Below are 18,585 nucleotides of genomic sequence, written 5' to 3'. Positions count from 1 at the left end.
ATCTGCGGTAGCCAGTTCTTCCGCCGGCCTCAGGTCGCCTGTTGGGGCGTAGCCAAGCGGTAAGGCAGCGGATTTTGATTCCGCCATTCGGAGGTTCGATCCCTCCCGCCCCAGCCAGCGAGCCCTCCGTCGTTTGAATGACTGATGAATCGGCCTGGCCGGGGGCTGAAGCGCAGGGCTGCGACACATTCCCGCTGCACAAACGGGGAGCTCTGTCGGACATCTCCGTCCTCGCGGTTGGATTCTTGCTGGGGCCGCCGGCGCTCGGATCGAGAACACTATCGCACTGACACGAGAGGGCGCTGCGACGGGGCGGAGATTGATCAATCGCAAATCAGAATGGTCGTCGGCGGATAAAATTCCCATGGGATAGGGCATCGTGCCTTGAACCGAGGGTCGATTGATGAACGACGTTCTACCCGCCTCGGCAGTATCCGATCTCCTCAATCGCGAGTGCTTCTGCATTACCCTCGACCACGACGCGTTGTGTCGGGAGGTGGAGAGGGTAGCCGGCGATCGCGAAATCTGTGCGAGCGTTGCCAAAGAGCGCCCAAATCTTTTCTCGAATGCCCCCGTGTTTCTTTCGGAAGCAGTCACACACGGGATGACCCGCATCGTGCGTGCGATCGAGAGTGTGGCGGAGTTGCCGGCATATCAACAGGCCTCATTGGCGTGGGCCCCTCCGATCGCCTCGAAACATTTCGGACCGCGAGGAGCGTTCATGGGATACGACTTCCATGTGAGTTCCGACGGCCCCAAATTGATCGAAGTGAATACGAATGCCGGAGGCGCTTTCCTGAACGCGTTGTTGGCCAAGGCGCAGCGTGCATGCTGTCGCGAGGTCGAAGTCGGATTGATGAGATCTCACGTGGATGAATTCGAGCCGGCCGTCTTGCGCATGTTCGAACAGGAGTGGATCAGTCAGCGAGGCAAGGGCAGGCCAAGGCGGATCGCGATTGTCGATGATAAGCCGGAGGCGCAATATCTCTATCCGGAATTCCTGCTGGCAAGGCAGCTCTTTCTGAGGCATGGCATCGATGCGGTGATCGCTGATGCGAGCGCTCTGACATACGTAAACGGTCAGCTTTGCCTTGGCGAACGGACGATCGACCTCGTCTATAATCGCGTCGTCGATTTCTCGCTCGACAGGCCAGAACACGCAGCTTTGCGGTCGGCCTATATGGATGGTGCGATCGTTGTGACGCCCAACCCTCATATCCATGCCTTGCTCGCCGATAAGCGTAACCTCGCGCTATTGTCGGATCGCGAACGGTTGCGCTCATGGGGCGTTCCGGCGCCGATAATGCAGGATCTCTCGGGGGTGCCACGCACCGTGCTCGTTACATCGGACAATGCAGAGCAGCTCTGGACGACGCGCAAGAATTGGTTCTTCAAACCGGCGAGCGGCTACGGCAGCAAGGCGGTCTATCGAGGAGCAAAAGTGACTAAGGGGGTGTGGGCGGAAATCGTCCAAAGCGGATACGTCGCCCAGGAGTTTGCAGCGCCCAGCGAACGCATCGTCAGGCTTGGCGGCAGCGACGAGCCTCGCAAGATGGACGTTCGGCTCTACGTCTATGACGGTCAGGTCTTGCTGATGGCGGCTCGCCTCTATCAGGGGCAGACAACCAATTTTCGAACGCCGGGCGGTGGGTTCGCACCGGTTTTTATTGTCTAGCACCGCCTCGTCGACGCGCTTCCATGTGCGAGACCGCACATATGTTTGAAATTGCTAAGATATCGGCCCAGCTGGGAGCTGCGTCGCCAGCCGTCTCCGACTGGCCCGCGTTGCCCCGCGCTTTGCGCATCGCTCGGCCCTCCATGCCGTCCCAGTGACAAGAATGCTGGTCTGTCCCAGGTGAGCCGGCCAGCCGGCCTCACCCGATGAGATCGATCAGAAGCACAGAGGCGCTCGTGAGCAGTCCCGCGACAGGCACCCATGCCGGCACGACGAACACGCCAGACGGCGCCTTCGGCTCCGTCAGCTTGATGCGAAGAAGCGCCAAATTGACCAGGACGAAGATTGCGAGTGTCAATCGCGAGGTCCACTCGGCCAGTCCAGTGAGCGGAACGGCGAGTGCGAGGATCAGGATGGCCGCAACGCCACACAGGGTCGCGATGATGGGCGTGCCGGTTCGGGGGCTCACCTTGGCGAGGATCGGCGGAAGATTGCCTTGGTCGGCCAAGCCGTACAGCACACGGCCGATCATGATCATGTGGACGATGATGCCATTGACCGTGGCCACGATCGCAATCGCACCAAGAATCTGCGGAGGAAGTCCCGTCAGCCGCTGAAAAACCAATGCCAGCGGAGCAGACGAGCGGGCGAGCTCGGTTGGCGGCACAGCGGTGACGGCGATCCAGACCACCGCTGCGTAGAGAATCGCCGTCGCACCCAGCGTGATGAAGAGCGCCCACGGCAAGGTCCGGCGAGGATTTTTCATCTCCTCCGAGATGTTGACGAGGTGCTCGAAGCCGATGAAGGCGAATACGGCCAGCAGCGAGGTCTGGGCGATCCCGGTCCAGGCTCCCAGATCGCCGGTCGCGGGCCACAGTTCGGGCAGCCGCGACACCAGCGAGCCGCCCTCGAACAAGCCCGCCGCGACGATGAGAAGCAATCCTCCGATTTCCACGACCGTCATCACGCCGGCGAAGCTGATGGACTGGACCGCAGAGAGGCAGGCGACGGCCCCCATCGCCAGCACGACGCCGGCAATGATCCAGGGAGACGGGAGTGGAAGGAAGACGCCGAGATAGCCGGCGCTTCCCACGCTGATGGTGGCGCCGGAAATCGTCGCCGCCGCGACCACCAGCAGCCCAGTGGCGCCGCCAAGCCATTTTCGATGGAAGGCAGTCTGGACGTAGGCTGCCTCGCTTGCCGCAACCGGCATCCGTGTGCCCAATTCCGCAAACGTTCCCGCGGTCATCCCCATCACGAATGCCGCGGCAAGAAACGCCAACGGCGCGTGCATGCCGCTCCGCGCGGCCGCCGCTCCGACCAGAACGTAAATCCCTGCACCGATCGTGACGCCGAGCCCATAGAGGACCGCATGAGTCAACGTGAGGGATCGAACAAGCTTCGGCGTGTTCCGAGGCGTCATTATCTATCCGAGAGCTGAGATGCGCAGGGGCGAATATAGCAACTGTTTGCCACCTGTCTCCGCGCAGCGCTTGAGGCCGATCAAATGCAGGGATGGCCGCCGGCTAGCTCAGCGCGGCCGACAATTTGCGCATCACCCGGTCGAGCACTGCCGCTTCCTCGGCGGTCAGCGCCCCAAGCAGCTTCGTCTCCCGCGCCAGCGCGAAAGGCACGATCTTGCGATAAAGCGCGCGACCCGCTGGGGTCAGTGAGACGATCAGCTCGCGCCGGTCGTCGGGATGGTGCTTGCGGCTGGCGATGCCGCGCGACTCCAGGCCCTGCACCGCGCGGCTGACCTGCATCTTGTCGAGCGTCGTCAGCGGGCCGATCTCCTTGGTCGCAATTTCCGGGCGCATGCCGAGAATGGCGAGCACGCGCCATTCCTGCCGTGTCAACGCAAAGCGCTCGGAATAGACCTCGGCAACCGCGAGCGACACCTGCTCGGCAAGGCGTGCCAGCCGGTACGGAAAATATCGCTGCAGGTCCAGCTCGACGCCGTCCTGCGCCGTTGCGGCTTTGGCCGCTTCCCCGCGCGCCACGCTCGAACGTCCCGTCACGCGAGTCCCCTTCGCCGGTCCACCCGAAAAATTCTTCGGAGCGGATTGATCCAGATCAAACTCAATAAATAGTAACATCTGATACCAATTTCGCAACCGCAAATCCAGGGAGCGAAACGCCATGAAAATCGAGAAGATCCATCACGTCGCCTATCGCTGCGTCGACGCCAAGGCGACCGTCGAGTTCTACAAGACCGTCATGAACATGGATCTTCTCGGCGCCATTGCCGAGGATCGGGTGCCTTCGACCAAGGCGTCCGATCCCTACATGCACATCTTCCTCGACGCCGGGAACGGCAACATCCTCGCCTTCTTCGAGCTGCCGAACTCGCCGCCGATGGGCCGCGATCCCAACACGCCGGAGTGGACCCAGCACATCGCCTTCCAGGTCAAGGACCTCGCCGAGCTCGAAGAGGCCAAGGCGCGCGCGGAGGCCGCCGGCCTCGACGTCGTCGGCGTCACCGACCACACCATCTTCAAGTCGATCTATTTCCGCGACCCGAGCGGCCATCGCCTGGAGATCGCGGCCTGGACCGCGACGCCCGAGCAGATCGACCGCATGAAGTCGGTCGCCCACGAGATGGTCGAGGAATGGTCGCGCACCAAGCGCCCGCCGCGTCACACCGCCTGGATGCACGAGAAGGAATTCGCGGACGCGCATTGATCCCCGGCACGCGCATCAGGAAGCGAACATGACGAGCTACATCTATCCGAAGTTCGGTTACCGGCGCTCCGTGGAGCAGGCCGAAGGCATCGTGAAGCGGCATCCAATCGTGGTGGTCGGCGCGGGTCCCATCGGCCTGACCGCAGCGCTCGACTGCGCGGCGCGCGGCCAGCCGGTCGTGGTGCTCGACGACAACGACACCGTCTCGATCGGCTCGCGCGCGGTCTGCTACGCCAAGCGTCCGCTCGAGATCTGGGACCGCCTCGACTGCGCGGCGCCCATGGTCGACCGCGGGGTGAGCTGGAATGTCGGGAGGGTCTTCTTCCAGGACCAGCTGTCCTACCAGTTCGATTTGTTGCCCGAGACCGACCACCAATGGCCGGCCATGATCAATCTGCAGCAATATCATCTGGAGGAGATCCTGGTCGCCAAATGCAGGGCCAATCCGCTGATCGAGCTGCGCTGGAAGCACCGGCTGATCAGCCTGAAGCAGGCCGCCGACCATGCGACGCTGGTGGTGGAAACGCCCGACGGCATCTTCACCATGGAGGCGCAATGGGTGATCGCCTGCGACGGGGCCAATTCTGACGTGCGCAAGATGGTCGGCGCCGAGTTCACGGGACAGTTCTTCCAGGACCGCTTCCTGATCGCCGACGTCGCCATGAAGGCGGATTTCCCGACCGAGCGCTGGTTCTGGTTCGATCCGCCGTTCCACCGCGGCCAGTCCGTGCTGCTGCACCGGCAGGCGGACAAGATCTGGCGCATCGACTTCCAGCTCGGCTGGGACGCCGATCCCGATGAGGAAAAGAGGCCGGAGCGGGTGATCCCGCGCATCCGCGCCATGCTCGGCGAGGAGACCGAGTTCGCGCTGGAATGGGTCTCGATCTATCAGTTCGCCTGCCGGCGCATCGACAATTTCCGCCAGGGCCGGGTGCTGTTCGCCGGCGACGCCGCGCATCAAGTCTCGCCGTTCGGCGCGCGCGGCGCCAACACCGGCGTCCAGGACATCGACAATCTCGCCTGGAAGCTCGCGATGGTGCTGCGCGGCGAAGCCTCGGAAGCGCTGCTCGACAGCTATCACGAAGAGCGCGCCTATGCCGCCGACGACAACATCCTGAACTCGACGCGCGCCACCGACTTCATCACGCCGAAGACGAAGCCGAGCCGCTATTTCCGTGACGCGGTGCTGGAGCTCGCCCGGCATCACGGCTTTGCGCGGCCGCTGGTCAACAGCGGCCGTCTCTCCACGCCGACGCCCTACGTGACGTCGTCGCTCAATACCTCCGATGACGACGCGATGATGGACGGCGTGCGGCCCGGCACCAATGCGGCCGATGCGCCGATCACGGTGGATGGCAAACCCGGCTGGTTCCTCCATTGTCTCGGCGATGGCTTCACGGTCGTGGCCTTTGGCAAGGAGACCGACAAGACCGAGATCGCGGTGGGTCCCCTCAAAGCGAAGCTCATTGTCGTCGGCCGCGACATCGCCGATCCCTCCGGCCTGCTTGCCGAGCGCTACGGCGCTTCGCCCGGGACTAGCTACCTGTTCCGCCCCGATCAATATGTCGCGGCACGCTGGACCGGATTCGACGAGGCAAAGATCGCGGATGCGATGTTGCGGGCCTCCGGGCACGACACCGCCGGACGGAAGGAGCTGGCAGCATGACCCTCAATTTGTCACCGAACATCGCCGATCCCGACGACTTCTACGCCGAGTTGATCAACAGCCAGCGCGACCTCGACGAGGAGCAGGCGCTGCGGATGAACGCCCGGTTGATCCTGTTGCTCGCCAATCACATCGGCGACCGCAAGGTCCTGACGGAGGCGATCGGCTGCGCCCGCACCGGTGGTGGCTGACACACGGGAACATCGCTTCTTCCGCAGAGGAGGCCGCTGGCTGCGCCGGCGGGGGGCCCACTTGCGCGATCTCGCCGCTTTCTTGACCTGGCTCAAGGTAAGTTCGGTGAAGTTCGACAACCTCGTCAGGCACACACCAAGGCCGGAGGAAGCGCCATGCTAGGTCGAACCGTTGTTGCAGCGTTGTTGTTCGCCATCCTGGGCCAGCCAGCTTTGGCTCAATCGGCGGCGGACCATCAAGGTCATCATCCCGGACAGGAGCAGACGCCGGCGTCGCCGCAGTCGAGCTCTCCTGCCAGCCCGTCCGCCGAGCGGCAGAGCCCGACGCGCGGTGGAGACATGATGGGGCGCGGAATGATGGGACAAGGAATGAAGGGGCATGGCGCGACAGGCGGTGACGCCATGGAGCCGCCGGTCCCCTTCCGCATCATCTTCGCGCTGATAGATGCCGATGGCGACGGGACCGTCTCGTTGCCCGAGTTTCAGGTCGCGCACGAACGAATTTTCAAGGCAATGGACCGCGACAAGGACGGGAAGCTGACCTTCGACGAGATGATGGCGTTCATGCACAGGAACAAGAGCTCCGTCCCGCAGCAATAGCGAGCGGAAACCGAAGGGCGGGCGCGCCAAGCCATGTCGTATGATCGGGTCTTGCGATGGGCTCTGGTTGCGATCGCAATCGCAGGATTGACTGCGGGTACTCTGGCGCGGGCCGCGGGTCGGCCTGATCTGGCCGATGTCGCGTGGGCGCTCGGCACGGCGCCCGTGATTGCAGGATTGGCGGTCTCGATCGTCCAGGACCTGCTGCGGGGCCGCGTCGGAGTGGACGCGATCGCGCTGCTGTCGATGAGTGCGGCGTTGGCGCTCGGACAGCCGCTCGCAGGCGCCGTGGTCGCGCTGATGTATTCCGGCGGCAATGTTCTGGAGGAGATCGCGATCGCACGGGCGGAGCACGATCTGCGATCCCTGGTTGATCGGGCGCCCCGGCAGGTCCATCGCAAGTCCGATGAGCGGATCGAGGATGTTCCGATCGAGGACGTCGCGGTCGGCGAAGAGCTTCTGGTTAAAGCCGGCGAGATCGTGCCGGTCGACGGTGTCGTTGCGTCGGCCTTCGCTGCGATCGACGAGTCCGCGGTGACGGGCGAGCCGATTCCGGTAGAGAAGACCCGCGGAAGCGCCGTTCTTTCCGGCTCTCTGAATGCGGGCGAGACCTTCCAATTGACCGTGACCGCGGCGGCCAGCGAGAGTACCTATGCGGGCATCGTGCGCATGGTGACTGTGGCGCAAACAGCGAGAGCTCCCTTTGTGCGGTTGGCCGACCGGTATGCGCTGATCTTCCTGCCGGTGACACTCGTCATCTCCTTCGTGGCATGGCACATCTCCGGCGACGTGACCCGCAGCCTTGCCGTATTGGTGGCGGCGACGCCGTGTCCCTTGATTCTGGCCGCACCTGTCGCCTTCATCGCCGGGGTGGCGCAAGCAGCCCGCCGCGGCATCCTGGTCAAGGGCGGGAAGGCGCTGGAGGCGTTGGCCCATGCGCACACCGTGCTCTTCGACAAGACCGGTACCCTGACCGTGGGCGGAGCGCGGTTGCTGTCCGTAGAGGTTGCGCCGGGCGAGGATCCGGATGAGGTCCTCACGCTCGGGGCGTCGCTCGAGCAAGCTTCGCATCACGTGCTCGCGAAGGCCGTCGTCGCTGCGGCCCTCGCCCAGGGGCTCAAGCTGAAGCCGCCGGAACAGGTCAAGGAGACCATGGGTTCCGGCCTCAGCGGCCAGATCGACGGACGCCAGGTCATGGCGGGCTCGCGAGAAATGCTTCTCTCGCGAGCCGAGCTGTCGCCATGGGAGTTGCGGGCGATTAGACGTGCCTCGTGGCGCTCGGCGCTGATCGTCTTCGTCGCGGTGGACGGCCGTCTGATCGGCGCGTTGCTGCTGGCAGACGAATTGCGAGCCGATACGCCACGCGCGATCCGGCTGCTGCGCGATGCCGGCATTGCGCGCATGGTGATGGTCACGGGTGATCGCGCCGCGGCGGCGCAGGCCATCGGAGCGGCGCTCGATCTCGATGCCGTGCTGGCCGATCGCGTTCCCTCGGACAAGGTCGAAGCGGTGCGTAGCGAACAGCGGCTGCATCCGACCATCATGGTCGGCGACGGCATCAATGACGCCCCGGCGCTGGCCGTGGCTGACACGGGGATCGCGCTCGGTGCGCGCGGTGCAAGCGCTTCCTCCGAGGCGGCAGATGTGGTGATCCTCACGGATCGGCTCGATCGGGTCGGCGAAGCGATCATCATCGCCCAGCGCGCGCGGCACATTGCCCTGCAAAGCATCTTCGTCGGGATGGGGCTGTCATTGGTAGCCATGGTCGCGGCCAGCCTTGGCTGGCTCGATCCCGTACCCGCCGCGATCGTTCAGGAAGTGATCGATGTTGCCGTCATCCTGAACGCGTTGCGAGCGCTCAATCCGCCCCTCGTCAGGAGCGGTCCGCGCCTCACCGCGGAGCAGGGGCTGACGTTGCATCATGATCATCAGGCCCTGCTTAGGGATCTCGACCGCCTGCGGCAGATCGTCGATGCGCTGGACGATGCGGTGCCCGAATCCGCCGCGACTTTGATTGGCGAGGCCCACCGACTGGTCCAGGGCAGCGTCGTGATGCACGAACGCGAGGATGAAGACAGCGTCTATCCGAAGCTCACCGAGGTGCTGCGCGACCGCCACGGGCTCTCCGCCATGAGCCGTGCGCATCGCGAGATACTGCATCTCGCGCGGCTGCTCGCCCGGATCGCGGAGGATCTGCCGTCAGAGAAGATCGACCGCTACCTTATTCGTGACGCTCAGCGCGTGATCGAGGCGATCGAAACGCTGGTGCGCATGCACACGGCCCAGGAGGAGGACATCTACGAGGCCGTGGCCGCATAGGCGGCAGCGGCAATCGACCTCAATGCTCCAGCGGTTGCCAGCCGGCATGGTCAAAATACTTGCCGTACTGAGCGAGCGCCCGCACGATCGTCACGGCTCCCTGATCGCGGCTGGTCCCGGTCTTCATCTTGGCCGCGCCGTCGATGATCTGCTCGAGGACAAGGTGAAGTTGCTGATCGGCCTGCTCGGGCAGCTTGCAGTTTGCCACGACGTCATCGACCTGCGCCTGGATTCGCGTCGCCAGAGCCTCGTATTGCGCAGGCGTAAACACATTACTGTGAATGGGTACCAGCGATTGCCTCATCGCGAGACTGATGTCGTCCATGCCGCGGCGCAAGACGTCATCGGTCGGCCACTTCTTGCCGTGGTCGAGCACCGGCCCGGCGGTCGTGGTTGGTCCTTCATGCGTGTGTGGTCCGGCGGCGAGAGCAGACTGCCCCAGGACGAGACAGAGCGCGAGGGCTGCGGGTATGAGCGATTTGGTTGAGATGATCACGGGATTTCCTCCGAAGAGCTTCTTTGCTCTCAGGTGGGAGTTTGCGGCATTCAGGAGTTTGCGCTGGAGCAAAGTCTTGAACGGAATGAGCTGCGGCCCCGCGACGCAGGACGCGTCGCAGGGCGGTTTCAGGCGGCCGTCAGGCGACGAGCTGAAAGAGAATCCTTCACGCTCTGCCTCGACCAGCCCGTGCAGGTCATCACGATCAGGCTTGAGTCAGCTCAATGCAACGCGGCGCGATCAGGTCAAGCTGGCGCCGTAACGTTGTGAGGCAAGGACGGCATGCGGAATCTCAAACGGGTATTTTGGGGCAGTCTGGCGGTTCTCGTCCTGCTGTGGCTGGTTGCGGAGCCCCAGCCATTTGGGCCGGGCTCCTTCTTCCCGCTTCGCGAGAGGATGGTGCAGCTGAGCGGCGTCCTGGCAATCGTTTGCATGAGCATGGCGATGATCCTCGCGCTGCGACCACGTTGGCCGGAGGCGTGGCTGGGCGGCCTCGACAAGATGTACCGCTTGCACAAATGGCTCGGTATCGCCGCCCTCGTGACTGCCATTATCCATTGGCTCTGGGCCAATGCCCCGAAATGGGCGGTCGGCTGGGGGTTGCTGACGCGACCGCAGCGTGGGGCAAGGCCTGCCATCGAAAATCCGATCGAGGCCTTCTTTGACGGCCTGCATGGACCGGCGGAGGGGCTGGGCGAGTGGGCCTTCTACGGCGCTGTCGTGCTGATTGCCTTGGCGCTCGTTCAAATGTTCCCCTATCGGCTCTTCTACAAGACGCATCGGCTCCTCGCGGTCGCGTATCTGGTATTGGTGTTTCACGCCGTCACGCTGATGAAGTTCAGCTACTGGATGTCGCCGCTCGGCTGGATCGTGGGGGCGCTGCTTGCGTTCGGGACATGGGCGGCGGCTGTCGCGCTGTTGCGGCGCATTGGCGCCCGTCGCCAGGTCCAGGGCAGGATCACCTCGCTCAAATATTATCCCGGCGTCAGGGCCATCGAGACCGAGATCGAAGTGCCCCATGGCTGGCCGGGGCATAGGCCGGGCCAGTTCGCCTTCGCCACGTCGGATGTCTCCGAGGGCGCGCACCCCTACACGATCGCCTCGTGCTGGAATGCCGCAGACCCCAGGATCGTCTTCATCACAAAGGAACTCGGGGACCACACCAGCCGGCTGCGGCAGAAGCTCCGTGTCGGGCAGGAGGTGAAGGTGGAAGGGCCCTATGGCTGCTTCACTTTCGACGACGATTGCTCGCACCAGATCTGGATCGGCGGTGGCATCGGCATCACGCCCTTCGTTGCCCGCATGAAACAGATGGCCATGCCGGAGGATATTCCAGGTTGCTCGGTCGCGCAGGCGGTTGACCTCTTTCACACCACCGCCGATGTGGATGAGGAAGCCCTCGGCAAGCTCGCAGCAGACGCGCGCTCGGCAAATGTTCGTCTCCACGTCCTCATCGACGCCCGTCACGGACGACTGACCGGCGAACGCATTCGCGAAACCGTGCCGCAATGGCGTGAGGCCAGCATCTGGTTCTGTGGTCCGGCGGGTTTTGGGGAAGCCCTCAGACGAGACCTCAGCGCGCACGGCTTCCCCGTCGAACAGCGGTTTCATCAGGAGCTGTTCGCGATGCGATGATGAAAGCCGCACGTCCATCCCGCTTCCCAACTTGCCCTCGCAGCCAGTCCCTGTAATCTGCGGAAAACAACGGGCAAGCGGCGCAGGGAAGGGATCGATGGGAGGAGTTCTGGAGGGTGTGCGCGTGCTCGATTTCGGGCGCTATATCGCCGGGCCCTATTGCGCGACCTTGCTGGCCGAATTCGGCGCCGAGGTCATTCGCGTGGAGAAGCGCGAGGGCAGCGAGGATCGGTTCGTGGCGCCGGTCGGCGAAGGCGGCGAGGGCGCGCTGTTCCTCCAGGTCAACCGCAACAAGAAGTGCATCACGCTCGATCCGATGAAGCCGGAGGGGCAGGAGGTGATGCGCCGCCTGGTTGCGACCGCGGACGTCGTCGTCGCCAATCTGCCGCCGCAGACCCTGCGCGCGATGAAGCTCGACTATGAGTCCTTGAAGGCGATCAAGCCCGACATCATCCTGACGACCGCAACCGCGTTCGGCGGCCCGGGACCGTGGTCCGACCGGGTCGGCTTCGACGGCGTCGGGCAGGTCATGTCGGGGTCGGTCTACATGACGGGCGCCGGCGATCCGCCGTACCGCGCCGCGGTGAACTGGGTCGATTTCGGCACCGCGCTGCACTGCGCGTTCGGCACGCTCGCCGCGCTGATCGAGCGCGGCAAATCCGGGCGCGGGCAGGTCGTCGAGGGCGCGCTGCTCGCAACCGCGCTGTCCTTCACCAACGCGACGCTGATCGAGCAGGCCGTGATCAACGTCAATCGCGTGCCGACAGGCAATCTCGGCCAGACCGCGGCGCCCGCCGACATCTACCGCACCCGGGACGGCTGGGTGCTGTGCCAGGTCACGGGACATCCGCTGTTCAAGCGCTGGGCGCGGCTGATGGGCGAGGAGGAGCTGTGGTTGAAGGATCCGCGTTTTGCCGACGATATCAGCCGCGGCAACAACGGACCCGTCATCAGCGAGCGGATGGCGCGCTGGTGCGCCGAGCGCACCACGCAGGAGGCCGTCGACGCGCTGGGCGAGGCCATGATCCCGACGGGGCCCGTGCTCTCACCGCAACAGGCGCTGGATCATCCGCACATCCGCGCCGCCGGCTTCATGCAGGACGTCGATTATCCCGGCCTGCCCAAGCCCGCGCCGGTGACGCGCGCGGCCGTCCGGCTGTCGGAAACGCCGGGCGAGATCGCGACCCGCCCACCGACGCTTGGTGAGCACACTGATCGCGTCCTCGCCGAGCTCGGCTATGACGAGGCTGCGATCGCGGCGCTTCGGCAAGGCGGTGTCATCTAGAGCAACTGCTTCAGCGCCTTGGCGTCCGCGGGCGCCGCGCTCTTCTGGTCGTTGTCGAAATAGACATAAACGTCGCAGCCCTGCCGCTTCCATGACTTGATGCGCTTCGCCCATTGCGCCAGCGCGGCCTTGGTATAGTGCCCGTGATAGCGCCCGCCCGGCCCGTGTCCGCGCACATAGACGAAATCCGCCGTGCGCTTCCATGGCGCGGGCGCATCGTGATGGTCGGACAGGCACAGCGAGATGTTCTCGTCCGCCAGCATTTTGAGGATGCGCGGCTGATACCAGCTCGGATGACGGAATTCGAAGCTGTATCGCCGTTTCCGCGACAACAGCTTGAAGAAGGATGCGAGGCGGTCCGCATCCGCCTGGAATTGCGGCGGCAGCTGGAACAGGATCGGACCAGCCTTGCCGCCGAGCCGCGAGATGCGCTCCTCCAGCAGCTCGAGGCTGTTGACGGAGCGGTCCGACAGGCGCTTCCAGTGCGTGATGAACTTCGACGCCTTCCAGGCGAAGACGAAGTCGCGGCCGGTCTGCTCGCGCCAGCCGTTCACGGCTTCAGGCGTGGGCGTGCGGTAGAACACGCCGTTCAGCTCCGTGGTGTCGAACTGTCCGGCGTAGTAGCGCAGCTGCTCTTTCAGCGTCACGCCCTCGGGAAAGAACGGGCCGCGCCAGGAATCGTAATGCCAGCCCGAAGTTCCGATCAGAACGCGCGCCATCGAGATGCGATCCCTTGGACGCGGCGGGAGCTGCCGCGCCTTGTGAGAGGCAACGTTCGCGGAGAGAATATGTTGCTGTCGGCGCGGCGGAGCGCGCGCCTCATCAGTTCGACGCCAGCGCCGTCTTGGCCACTTCAGCCATCCAGCTCGATGCCACCGGCAGGATCGCATCGTTGAAATCGTAGCGCGGACCGTGCAGCTCGGCGCCCTCGCGAAGCTCGCCGTTGCCGATCCAGACGAACGCGCCCGGCCGCTGCTGGAGATAGTGGGCAAAATCCTCGCCGGCCATGCTGGGCGCGAGGTCGCGCCGCACCTCGGCCTGCACCTTCTCGGCGGCGATCCGAGCAAGGGCGGCCTCATCAGGCGTGTTGATCACGACGCCGACGCCCATCACGATCTCGGGCGTCACCTTGACGCCAAAGCTGGTCGCGATGCCGGCGCAGGTCCGTTCGATGCCGTCGAGGATGACGGTCTTGACCGCCTCGCGGTGGTACCGCAGCGTGCCGCGGATGGTCACGCGTCCGGCGATCTGGTTCGGCGCGGTGCCGCCCTCAATGGTGCAGAGCGACAGCACGGCGGTGTCGAGCGGATCGACGCCGCGCGAGGTGATCGATTGCAGCGCCACGATCAGATGGCCCGCCGCCATCACCGGATCGCGCGTCAGATGCGGCATGCCGGCGTGACCGGCATGGCCCTCGATGGTGATGGTGATGCGTCCGCCGGAGGCCATGACGACGCCGTCATGCACGGCGATGGTGCCGGCGGCAAGGCCCGGCCAATTGTGAAAGCCGAACACCCGTTCCATCGGAAAGCGGTCGAACAGCCCGGCCGCGACCATCGCGCGCGAGCCGCCAAAACCTTCCTCGGCCGGCTGGAAGATGAAATCGACCGTGCCGCTCCAGCTGCTGTCGGCGGCGAGCAGCGCAGCGGCGCCGAGCAGCGAGGCGGTGTGCCCGTCATGGCCGCAGGCATGCATCACGCCTGATGTCCCGGAGGCGTAGGCAAGCCCGGTATCTTCGGTGATCGGCAGCGCATCCATGTCGGCGCGCAAGCCGACGCGGGTGCGCGCGTGCCCGCGCGTCAAGGTCGCGACGATGCCGTGGCCGCCGATGCCCGCCTCGAAGGGAATCCCGAGCTCGGTGAGCTTGTCCTGCACGAAGGCGGCGGTCTCCCTCTCCTGGAGCGACAGCTCCGGGTGCGCATGCAGGTGCCGGCGCCACGCGGTCAGTTTCTGGTGCAGCTCGGGTGTCAAGGCAGCGGTCTCTCGCAAAATCTCGGTTGCCGCCACCATAGCGGATAATCCACGCCCCGCATCAAGCGCCTTGGAATGCCTTGCGTGCAGCAACGCGCCGTCTCTCCCTCGTCATTCCGGGGCGCGCCTCTTGGCGCGAACCCGGAATCCATCGTGCAGCAACCTCTGGGGCCGATGGATTCCGGGCTCGCGACTTCGTCGCGCCCCGGAATGACGGCCAATGGGTGTCACGCCAGCTTCGCCAGCCCCGCCCAGTCGAAGCTGATGCCGTGCCCGGGCCGGTCCGGCGCCAGCGCCTTGCCGTCCTGAAGCACCAGCGGGTGCTCGATATACTTGTCCAGCCCGAAGCCGTGCGCCTCCAGATAGGAGCGGTTCGGGCAGGCTGCGAGCAGATGCACGGTGATGTCGTGCGCGCCGTGGCTGGTGACGGGCAGGTTGAACGCCTCCGCCAGCCGCGCGATCTTCACGAAGGCGGAAACGCCGCCGCAATTGGTGACGTCGGGCTCCGGATAGGACACCGCGCCACTGGCGATGTAGCTTTTGAACTCCCACAGCGAGCGCAAATTCTCGCCGGCTGCGATCGGCACGCCGCCCGCTTGCATGATGCGCGCGTGGCCGGCGATGTCGTCGGGGATGATCGGCTCCTCGAGCCAGGTCAGGTCGTAGGGCACGAAGGCCCGGGCGGCGCGGATCGCCTCTTCGACCGTCCATTTCATGTTGGCGTCCACCATCAGCGGAAAACCGTCGCCGAGGTGCTGTCGCATCGCGGAGACCTTCGCGACGTCGGACTTCAGGTCGGGCCGGCCGACCTTCATCTTGATGGCGCGAAAGCCCTTCACGAGATTGCCGTCGGTCTGCTTCAGCAGCGCCTCCACGGAGAGATCGAGGTCGATGCCGCCGGCATAGCACGGCACGCGCGCGTCGAACCCGCCGAGCAGCCGGAACAGCGGCAGCTTGGCGCGCCGCGCCTTCAGGTCCCACAACGCGATGTCGAGCGCCGAGAGCGCCAGCACCGCAGGTCCTCCGCGCCCGCCATAATGCAGCGCCCACCAGACGTGATGCCAGATCGCCTCTGTGTCATCGGCCTCGTGTCCTTCGACGAGCGGCGGGATCTCGCGCTTGAGAATGTCGGCAACGGCTCCGCCATTGCGTCCCACGGTGTAGGTGTAGCCGACGCCCTCGGCGCCGTCGGCATCTCGGATGCGGCAGGTGATCAGCTCGAACGCCGCGATCTCGCCATGCGTGGAGTCGGAGAGCGTGACGGGGAGGGGGATCCGGTAAAATCCGGTCTCGATATTTGCGATGTGCGGCATGGTGCCTCCCTTCTTGTTTTTGTTTCGTAGGGTGGGTTAGCCGAGCCAATGCGCAAAGCGCATGCGCTCGGTGTAGCCCACCTCTTCTATGTCCGGGGAGACGAGCAGCGGTGGGTTACGCCGGCGGGCTGCGCTTCGCGCTGCCGCCAGCTAACCCACCCTACGAACCCGCCTCACCGCATCGTCGCAACCTGCAGCGCCAGCGCGCAGGCGCGGTCGTATTCGTCGAGATTGATCCATTCGTCCACCGTGTGCGCCTCGTTCTGGCCGGCGCCGAAGGTCACGGTCGGAATGCCGTGGCGAACCATCCAGTTGGCGTCGAGGCCGCCATTGGCGGCGCGCACGTTCGGAGCTCCACCCACGGCAGACACCGCCTCGATCGCGCGTTTGACGACCGGAAGGTTCTCCTTCATGCGGAACGGATAATAGTCGGTCTGGGCCCGGAACTTGACCTTGCCGGACTTGCCTTGCGCGTTCGTCACCTTCTTGGCGGCCTTCTCGAACGCGGCCTTGTAGGCCTTGGTGATCTCCTTGAAGAACTTTCCGTCATGGCTGCGGCTTTCGCCGCGCACATGCACGTAGTCGGTGACGACGTTGGTGGCATCGCCCGCCGGGCGCCCCTCGCCGCCGGTGACGGGGCCGACATTGCTGGTGCCCTGAAGCTTGCCCTTCACCACCTTGCCGAACCAGCCGCCGGCCTTCACCTCGGCGAGCGCCAGCGCCATGATCATGGTCGAGGAGATGCCGCGCTCCGGCGCAACGCCGGCATGCGAGGCGCGGCCATGGATCTCGACGGTCCAGCGGTCGGCGCCGACCGCGCCAATGATGACGTTGGAGGCCGAGCCGCCGTCATAATTGAAGGCCATCACCGGCGAGCCGAGCTCGTCCAGCTTGACGTGACGCGCGCCGTAGAGCCCGCTCTCCTCGCGCACGCAGAACAGCAGCGTGATCGGCGGATGATCGAGCTTCTGCTTGGCGAGTTCGGCCGCCAGCGTCACCAGCACGCCGCAGCCGCAGCGATTGTCGCCGCCAAGCGCGGTCTTGGCGGAGTTGACGATCTTGCGTCCGGACTTCTTCGGCCTGGCGCCGGCGCAGAGCGGCACGGTGTCCATGTGGGTCATGAACATGATGCGCGGCTGGTTGTGCAGCGCGCCGCGACCGGGCAGGTCAACGATGAGGTTGCCGGTCTCGGTCGGCACGGGAATGCGGGTGTTGGCGTCGTCGAGCCGGATCGCCTTCGCCGGCACGCCGGCCTCCTTCAGCGCGGCCGTGAGCTCACGCCCGATCGCCGCCTCCTGTCCGGTCACGCCCTCGACGGAGAGGAAGCGCATGAGGCGGTCGGTGGCGGCTTTGGTGTCGACGGGCATGATTATTTCCTTTGGCAGACCGGCCCGCCATCCTACGAACGCGGCGAGGTGTAAGTCAAAAAGATCAGCACACCGAATGCCAGCATGGCAGCCATGAACAGCAGCACCGCAGGCAGCCCGGCGAGTGCCGCCACCGCGCCCGTCACCGACTGCATCAGCGCCGCGCCGAGGAAGAAGGCGAGGTTGATCGCGGCGAGCGCTTTGCCCGCCACTTGCGCGTCGACCAGCTGCCGCGACATGCCGAACAGCAGCGGCTGGGCGGAGGTCGCAAGGCCGATCAGCACGAACAGAACGAGGTCGTATTGCGGCGGCATCACGGGCACGCCGAACAAAACGGACACCGCGTAATGCGGCGCCCCGAGCGCCATCAGCGCCAGCAGCAACGCCCCGACCATATGCGTGCCGGCCACCAGCGCGCGGCGGCGGCCGAGCCTGCGGTCGATCATGCCGATGCACAGGGGCCCTGCGATCATCGCCAGCGTGAACGCGCCGAGCTGGTTGCCGGCCTCGACCCGCGACAAGCCCTTGATGTCCATCAGCCACGGTCCGCCCCACAGGCCGCGCAGCACCAGCGAGGTCGCCAGCGACACCAGGGCCAGCGCGATCAGCCCGCGCAACGGACGCGAGAGGCCGAGCCTGAGCACTTCGATCATCTGCGACAACGGCGAGGAATCGTCCTTGTGCTCGGCCGGCTGCTGCGGCACCAGCGCGAACACGGCGAGCGCGACCGCAACGCCGCCGAGAGCGGACATCCAGAATCCCGCGCGCCAGCCGTAGGCGTCGACGACGAAGGCGAGCGGGCTCGACGACAGCAGCATGCCGATATTGCCGATCGAGAGGATCGCGCCCGACCACAGGCCGAAGCGCGCCGCCGACAATTGCTTGGCCGCCAGCGTCATCGGGCACATCAGCATGCCCGACGTGGCAACGCCCAGCATGAACTGCCCGACCGCAAAGCTCGCAGCCCCCGTGGCAAAGCCCGACGCCACCGCGCCGACCACGGTCCCCGCGAGCAGGCTCAGCGAGACCGGCCGCACGCCGAACCGATCCATCGCCGCGCCAACCGGGATCTGCGCCGCGGCAAAGGCGAAGGGATAGATCGAGGTGAGGCTCGCCAGCGCCTGCGGCTCGATATGGAAATCGGCCGCCATGAGGTCGAGGCTGACCGCCGGAATGGTGCGCAGCAAGGTGGAGAGCATGTGGCCGCAGGCGAGGGCGAGCAGCGCGAGGATCAGCGCGCGGGTGGCGATGCCCGCGTCGTCGTTGGTGGCCATGGGCGTCCCGTCCCGAGGGGGTTTCGGGTGGGGATACATGATGGCGGGGCGGGCGCCAATGGCGGCAGCGCGCCCCCCTCATTCCGGATTGTGGCTTCAGCCGGCAATCAG

The 18,585-nt window shown here is 65.3% G+C and carries 16 protein-coding genes and 1 tRNA gene; 9 read left to right on the top strand and 8 right to left on the bottom strand.

The genetic code is table 11. From position 1 onward, the window contains the following. Nucleotides 1–42: 42 nt before the first annotated feature. A tRNA-Gln gene (locus AABA86_RS22080) sits at nt 43–117 on the top strand. 286 nt (nt 118–403) lie between these two features. Continuing rightward, a complete protein-coding gene (locus AABA86_RS22075; protein ID WP_338308433.1) occupies nt 404–1,675 on the top strand; it encodes a hypothetical protein in 1,272 nt (423 codons plus the stop codon). 199 nt (nt 1,676–1,874) lie between these two features. Here the strand turns inward: AABA86_RS22075 and AABA86_RS22070 are convergent, their stop codons facing one another. Both AABA86_RS22070 and AABA86_RS22065 read right to left on the bottom strand, forming a co-directional pair. Continuing rightward, the gene (locus AABA86_RS22070) at nt 1,875–3,056 is read right to left on the bottom strand and encodes an APC family permease (protein ID WP_338308432.1); all 1,182 of its coding nucleotides are present in this window, start codon (nt 3,054–3,056) and stop codon (nt 1,875–1,877) included. A gap of 145 nt (nt 3,057–3,201) precedes the next feature. Next, entirely contained in the window at nt 3,202–3,675 is a 474-nt protein-coding gene (locus tag AABA86_RS22065; RefSeq protein WP_338308528.1) for a MarR family winged helix-turn-helix transcriptional regulator, read from the bottom strand. Nucleotides 3,676–3,814: 139 nt separating this feature from the next. Between AABA86_RS22065 and AABA86_RS22060 the strand changes: the two genes are divergently transcribed. From AABA86_RS22060 to AABA86_RS22040, 5 genes are all read left to right on the top strand, one after another. Then, complete coding sequence (locus AABA86_RS22060) at nt 3,815–4,357, top strand: VOC family protein (RefSeq protein WP_212247743.1); 543 nt, start codon at nt 3,815–3,817, stop codon at nt 4,355–4,357. 28 nt (nt 4,358–4,385) lie between these two features. Further along, complete coding sequence (locus AABA86_RS22055; RefSeq protein ID WP_338308431.1) at nt 4,386–6,023, top strand: FAD-dependent oxidoreductase; 1,638 nt, start codon at nt 4,386–4,388, stop codon at nt 6,021–6,023. Continuing rightward, complete coding sequence (locus tag AABA86_RS22050; RefSeq protein ID WP_094892235.1) at nt 6,020–6,214, top strand: DUF2783 domain-containing protein; 195 nt, start codon at nt 6,020–6,022, stop codon at nt 6,212–6,214. The genes AABA86_RS22055 and AABA86_RS22050 overlap by 4 nt, the downstream gene beginning before the upstream one ends. A gap of 186 nt (nt 6,215–6,400) precedes the next feature. Then, complete coding sequence (locus AABA86_RS22045) at nt 6,401–6,814, top strand: EF-hand domain-containing protein (RefSeq protein WP_433960972.1); 414 nt, start codon at nt 6,401–6,403, stop codon at nt 6,812–6,814. Between the two features lie 33 nt (nt 6,815–6,847). Next, a complete protein-coding gene (locus tag AABA86_RS22040; RefSeq protein ID WP_338308430.1) occupies nt 6,848–9,133 on the top strand; it encodes a heavy metal translocating P-type ATPase in 2,286 nt (761 codons plus the stop codon). 19 nt (nt 9,134–9,152) lie between these two features. On the opposite strand, the gene AABA86_RS22035 is transcribed toward AABA86_RS22040, so the two are convergent. Then, nucleotides 9,153–9,629, bottom strand: a complete 477-nt coding sequence (locus AABA86_RS22035; protein ID WP_338308429.1) for a hypothetical protein — start codon at nt 9,627–9,629, stop codon at nt 9,153–9,155. Nucleotides 9,630–9,911: 282 nt separating this feature from the next. Between AABA86_RS22035 and AABA86_RS22030 the strand changes: the two genes are divergently transcribed. Together AABA86_RS22030 and AABA86_RS22025 are read left to right on the top strand one after the other, a co-directional pair. Next, nucleotides 9,912–11,264 (top strand): ferredoxin reductase family protein, encoded by a 1,353-nt coding sequence (locus AABA86_RS22030; protein ID WP_338308428.1) that lies wholly within the window; start codon nt 9,912–9,914, stop codon nt 11,262–11,264. A gap of 97 nt (nt 11,265–11,361) precedes the next feature. Next, nucleotides 11,362–12,549, top strand: coding sequence for a CaiB/BaiF CoA transferase family protein (locus AABA86_RS22025; protein ID WP_338308427.1), 1,188 nt, complete (start codon nt 11,362–11,364; stop codon nt 12,547–12,549). Here the strand turns inward: AABA86_RS22025 and AABA86_RS22020 are convergent. The 5 genes from AABA86_RS22020 to AABA86_RS22000 all read right to left on the bottom strand — a co-directional run bounded on the left by AABA86_RS22020 (nt 12,546) and on the right by AABA86_RS22000 (nt 18,474). Beyond that, the gene (locus AABA86_RS22020; protein ID WP_338308426.1) at nt 12,546–13,268 is read right to left on the bottom strand and encodes a DUF72 domain-containing protein; all 723 of its coding nucleotides are present in this window, start codon (nt 13,266–13,268) and stop codon (nt 12,546–12,548) included. The genes AABA86_RS22025 and AABA86_RS22020 overlap by 4 nt on opposite strands. Before the next feature lie 103 nt (nt 13,269–13,371). Beyond that, complete coding sequence (locus AABA86_RS22015; protein WP_212247760.1) at nt 13,372–14,520, bottom strand: amidohydrolase; 1,149 nt, start codon at nt 14,518–14,520, stop codon at nt 13,372–13,374. 227 nt (nt 14,521–14,747) lie between these two features. Next, a complete protein-coding gene (locus AABA86_RS22010) occupies nt 14,748–15,833 on the bottom strand; it encodes a mandelate racemase/muconate lactonizing enzyme family protein (protein WP_338308425.1) in 1,086 nt (361 codons plus the stop codon). Nucleotides 15,834–16,006: 173 nt separating this feature from the next. Further along, a complete protein-coding gene (locus tag AABA86_RS22005) occupies nt 16,007–17,200 on the bottom strand; it encodes a M20/M25/M40 family metallo-hydrolase (protein WP_338308424.1) in 1,194 nt (397 codons plus the stop codon). Nucleotides 17,201–17,232: 32 nt separating this feature from the next. Then, entirely contained in the window at nt 17,233–18,474 is a 1,242-nt protein-coding gene (locus AABA86_RS22000) for an MFS transporter (RefSeq protein ID WP_338308423.1), read from the bottom strand. Between the last annotated feature and the right edge of the window lie 111 nt (nt 18,475–18,585).

This window comes from Bradyrhizobium sp. TM233 (genome assembly GCF_036247965.1).
GTDB lineage: Bacteria > Pseudomonadota > Alphaproteobacteria > Rhizobiales > Xanthobacteraceae > Bradyrhizobium > Bradyrhizobium ottawaense.
Note: the sequence above shows the minus strand (reverse complement) of the source record. Positions and strands in the feature narration are given on the sequence as shown.

What these genes read in the sequence shown, in the direction of transcription:
- AABA86_RS22075 (WP_338308433.1), top strand. Translation starts at nt 404, where the DNA reads ATGAACGACGTTCTACCCGCCTCGGCAGTATCCGATCTCCTCAATCGC.
- AABA86_RS22060 (WP_212247743.1), top strand. Translation starts at nt 3,815, where the DNA reads ATGAAAATCGAGAAGATCCATCACGTCGCCTATCGCTGCGTCGACGCC.
- AABA86_RS22055 (WP_338308431.1), top strand. Translation starts at nt 4,386, where the DNA reads ATGACGAGCTACATCTATCCGAAGTTCGGTTACCGGCGCTCCGTGGAG.
- AABA86_RS22050 (WP_094892235.1), top strand. Translation starts at nt 6,020, where the DNA reads ATGACCCTCAATTTGTCACCGAACATCGCCGATCCCGACGACTTCTAC.
- AABA86_RS22040 (WP_338308430.1), top strand. Translation starts at nt 6,848, where the DNA reads ATGTCGTATGATCGGGTCTTGCGATGGGCTCTGGTTGCGATCGCAATC.
- AABA86_RS22030 (WP_338308428.1), top strand. Translation starts at nt 9,912, where the DNA reads ATGCGGAATCTCAAACGGGTATTTTGGGGCAGTCTGGCGGTTCTCGTC.
- AABA86_RS22025 (WP_338308427.1), top strand. Translation starts at nt 11,362, where the DNA reads ATGGGAGGAGTTCTGGAGGGTGTGCGCGTGCTCGATTTCGGGCGCTAT.
- AABA86_RS22020 (WP_338308426.1), bottom strand. Translation starts at nt 13,268, where the DNA reads ATGGCGCGCGTTCTGATCGGAACTTCGGGCTGGCATTACGATTCCTGG.
- AABA86_RS22010 (WP_338308425.1), bottom strand. Translation starts at nt 15,833, where the DNA reads ATGCCGCACATCGCAAATATCGAGACCGGATTTTACCGGATCCCCCTC.
- AABA86_RS22005 (WP_338308424.1), bottom strand. Translation starts at nt 17,200, where the DNA reads ATGCCCGTCGACACCAAAGCCGCCACCGACCGCCTCATGCGCTTCCTC.
- AABA86_RS22000 (WP_338308423.1), bottom strand. Translation starts at nt 18,474, where the DNA reads ATGGCCACCAACGACGACGCGGGCATCGCCACCCGCGCGCTGATCCTC.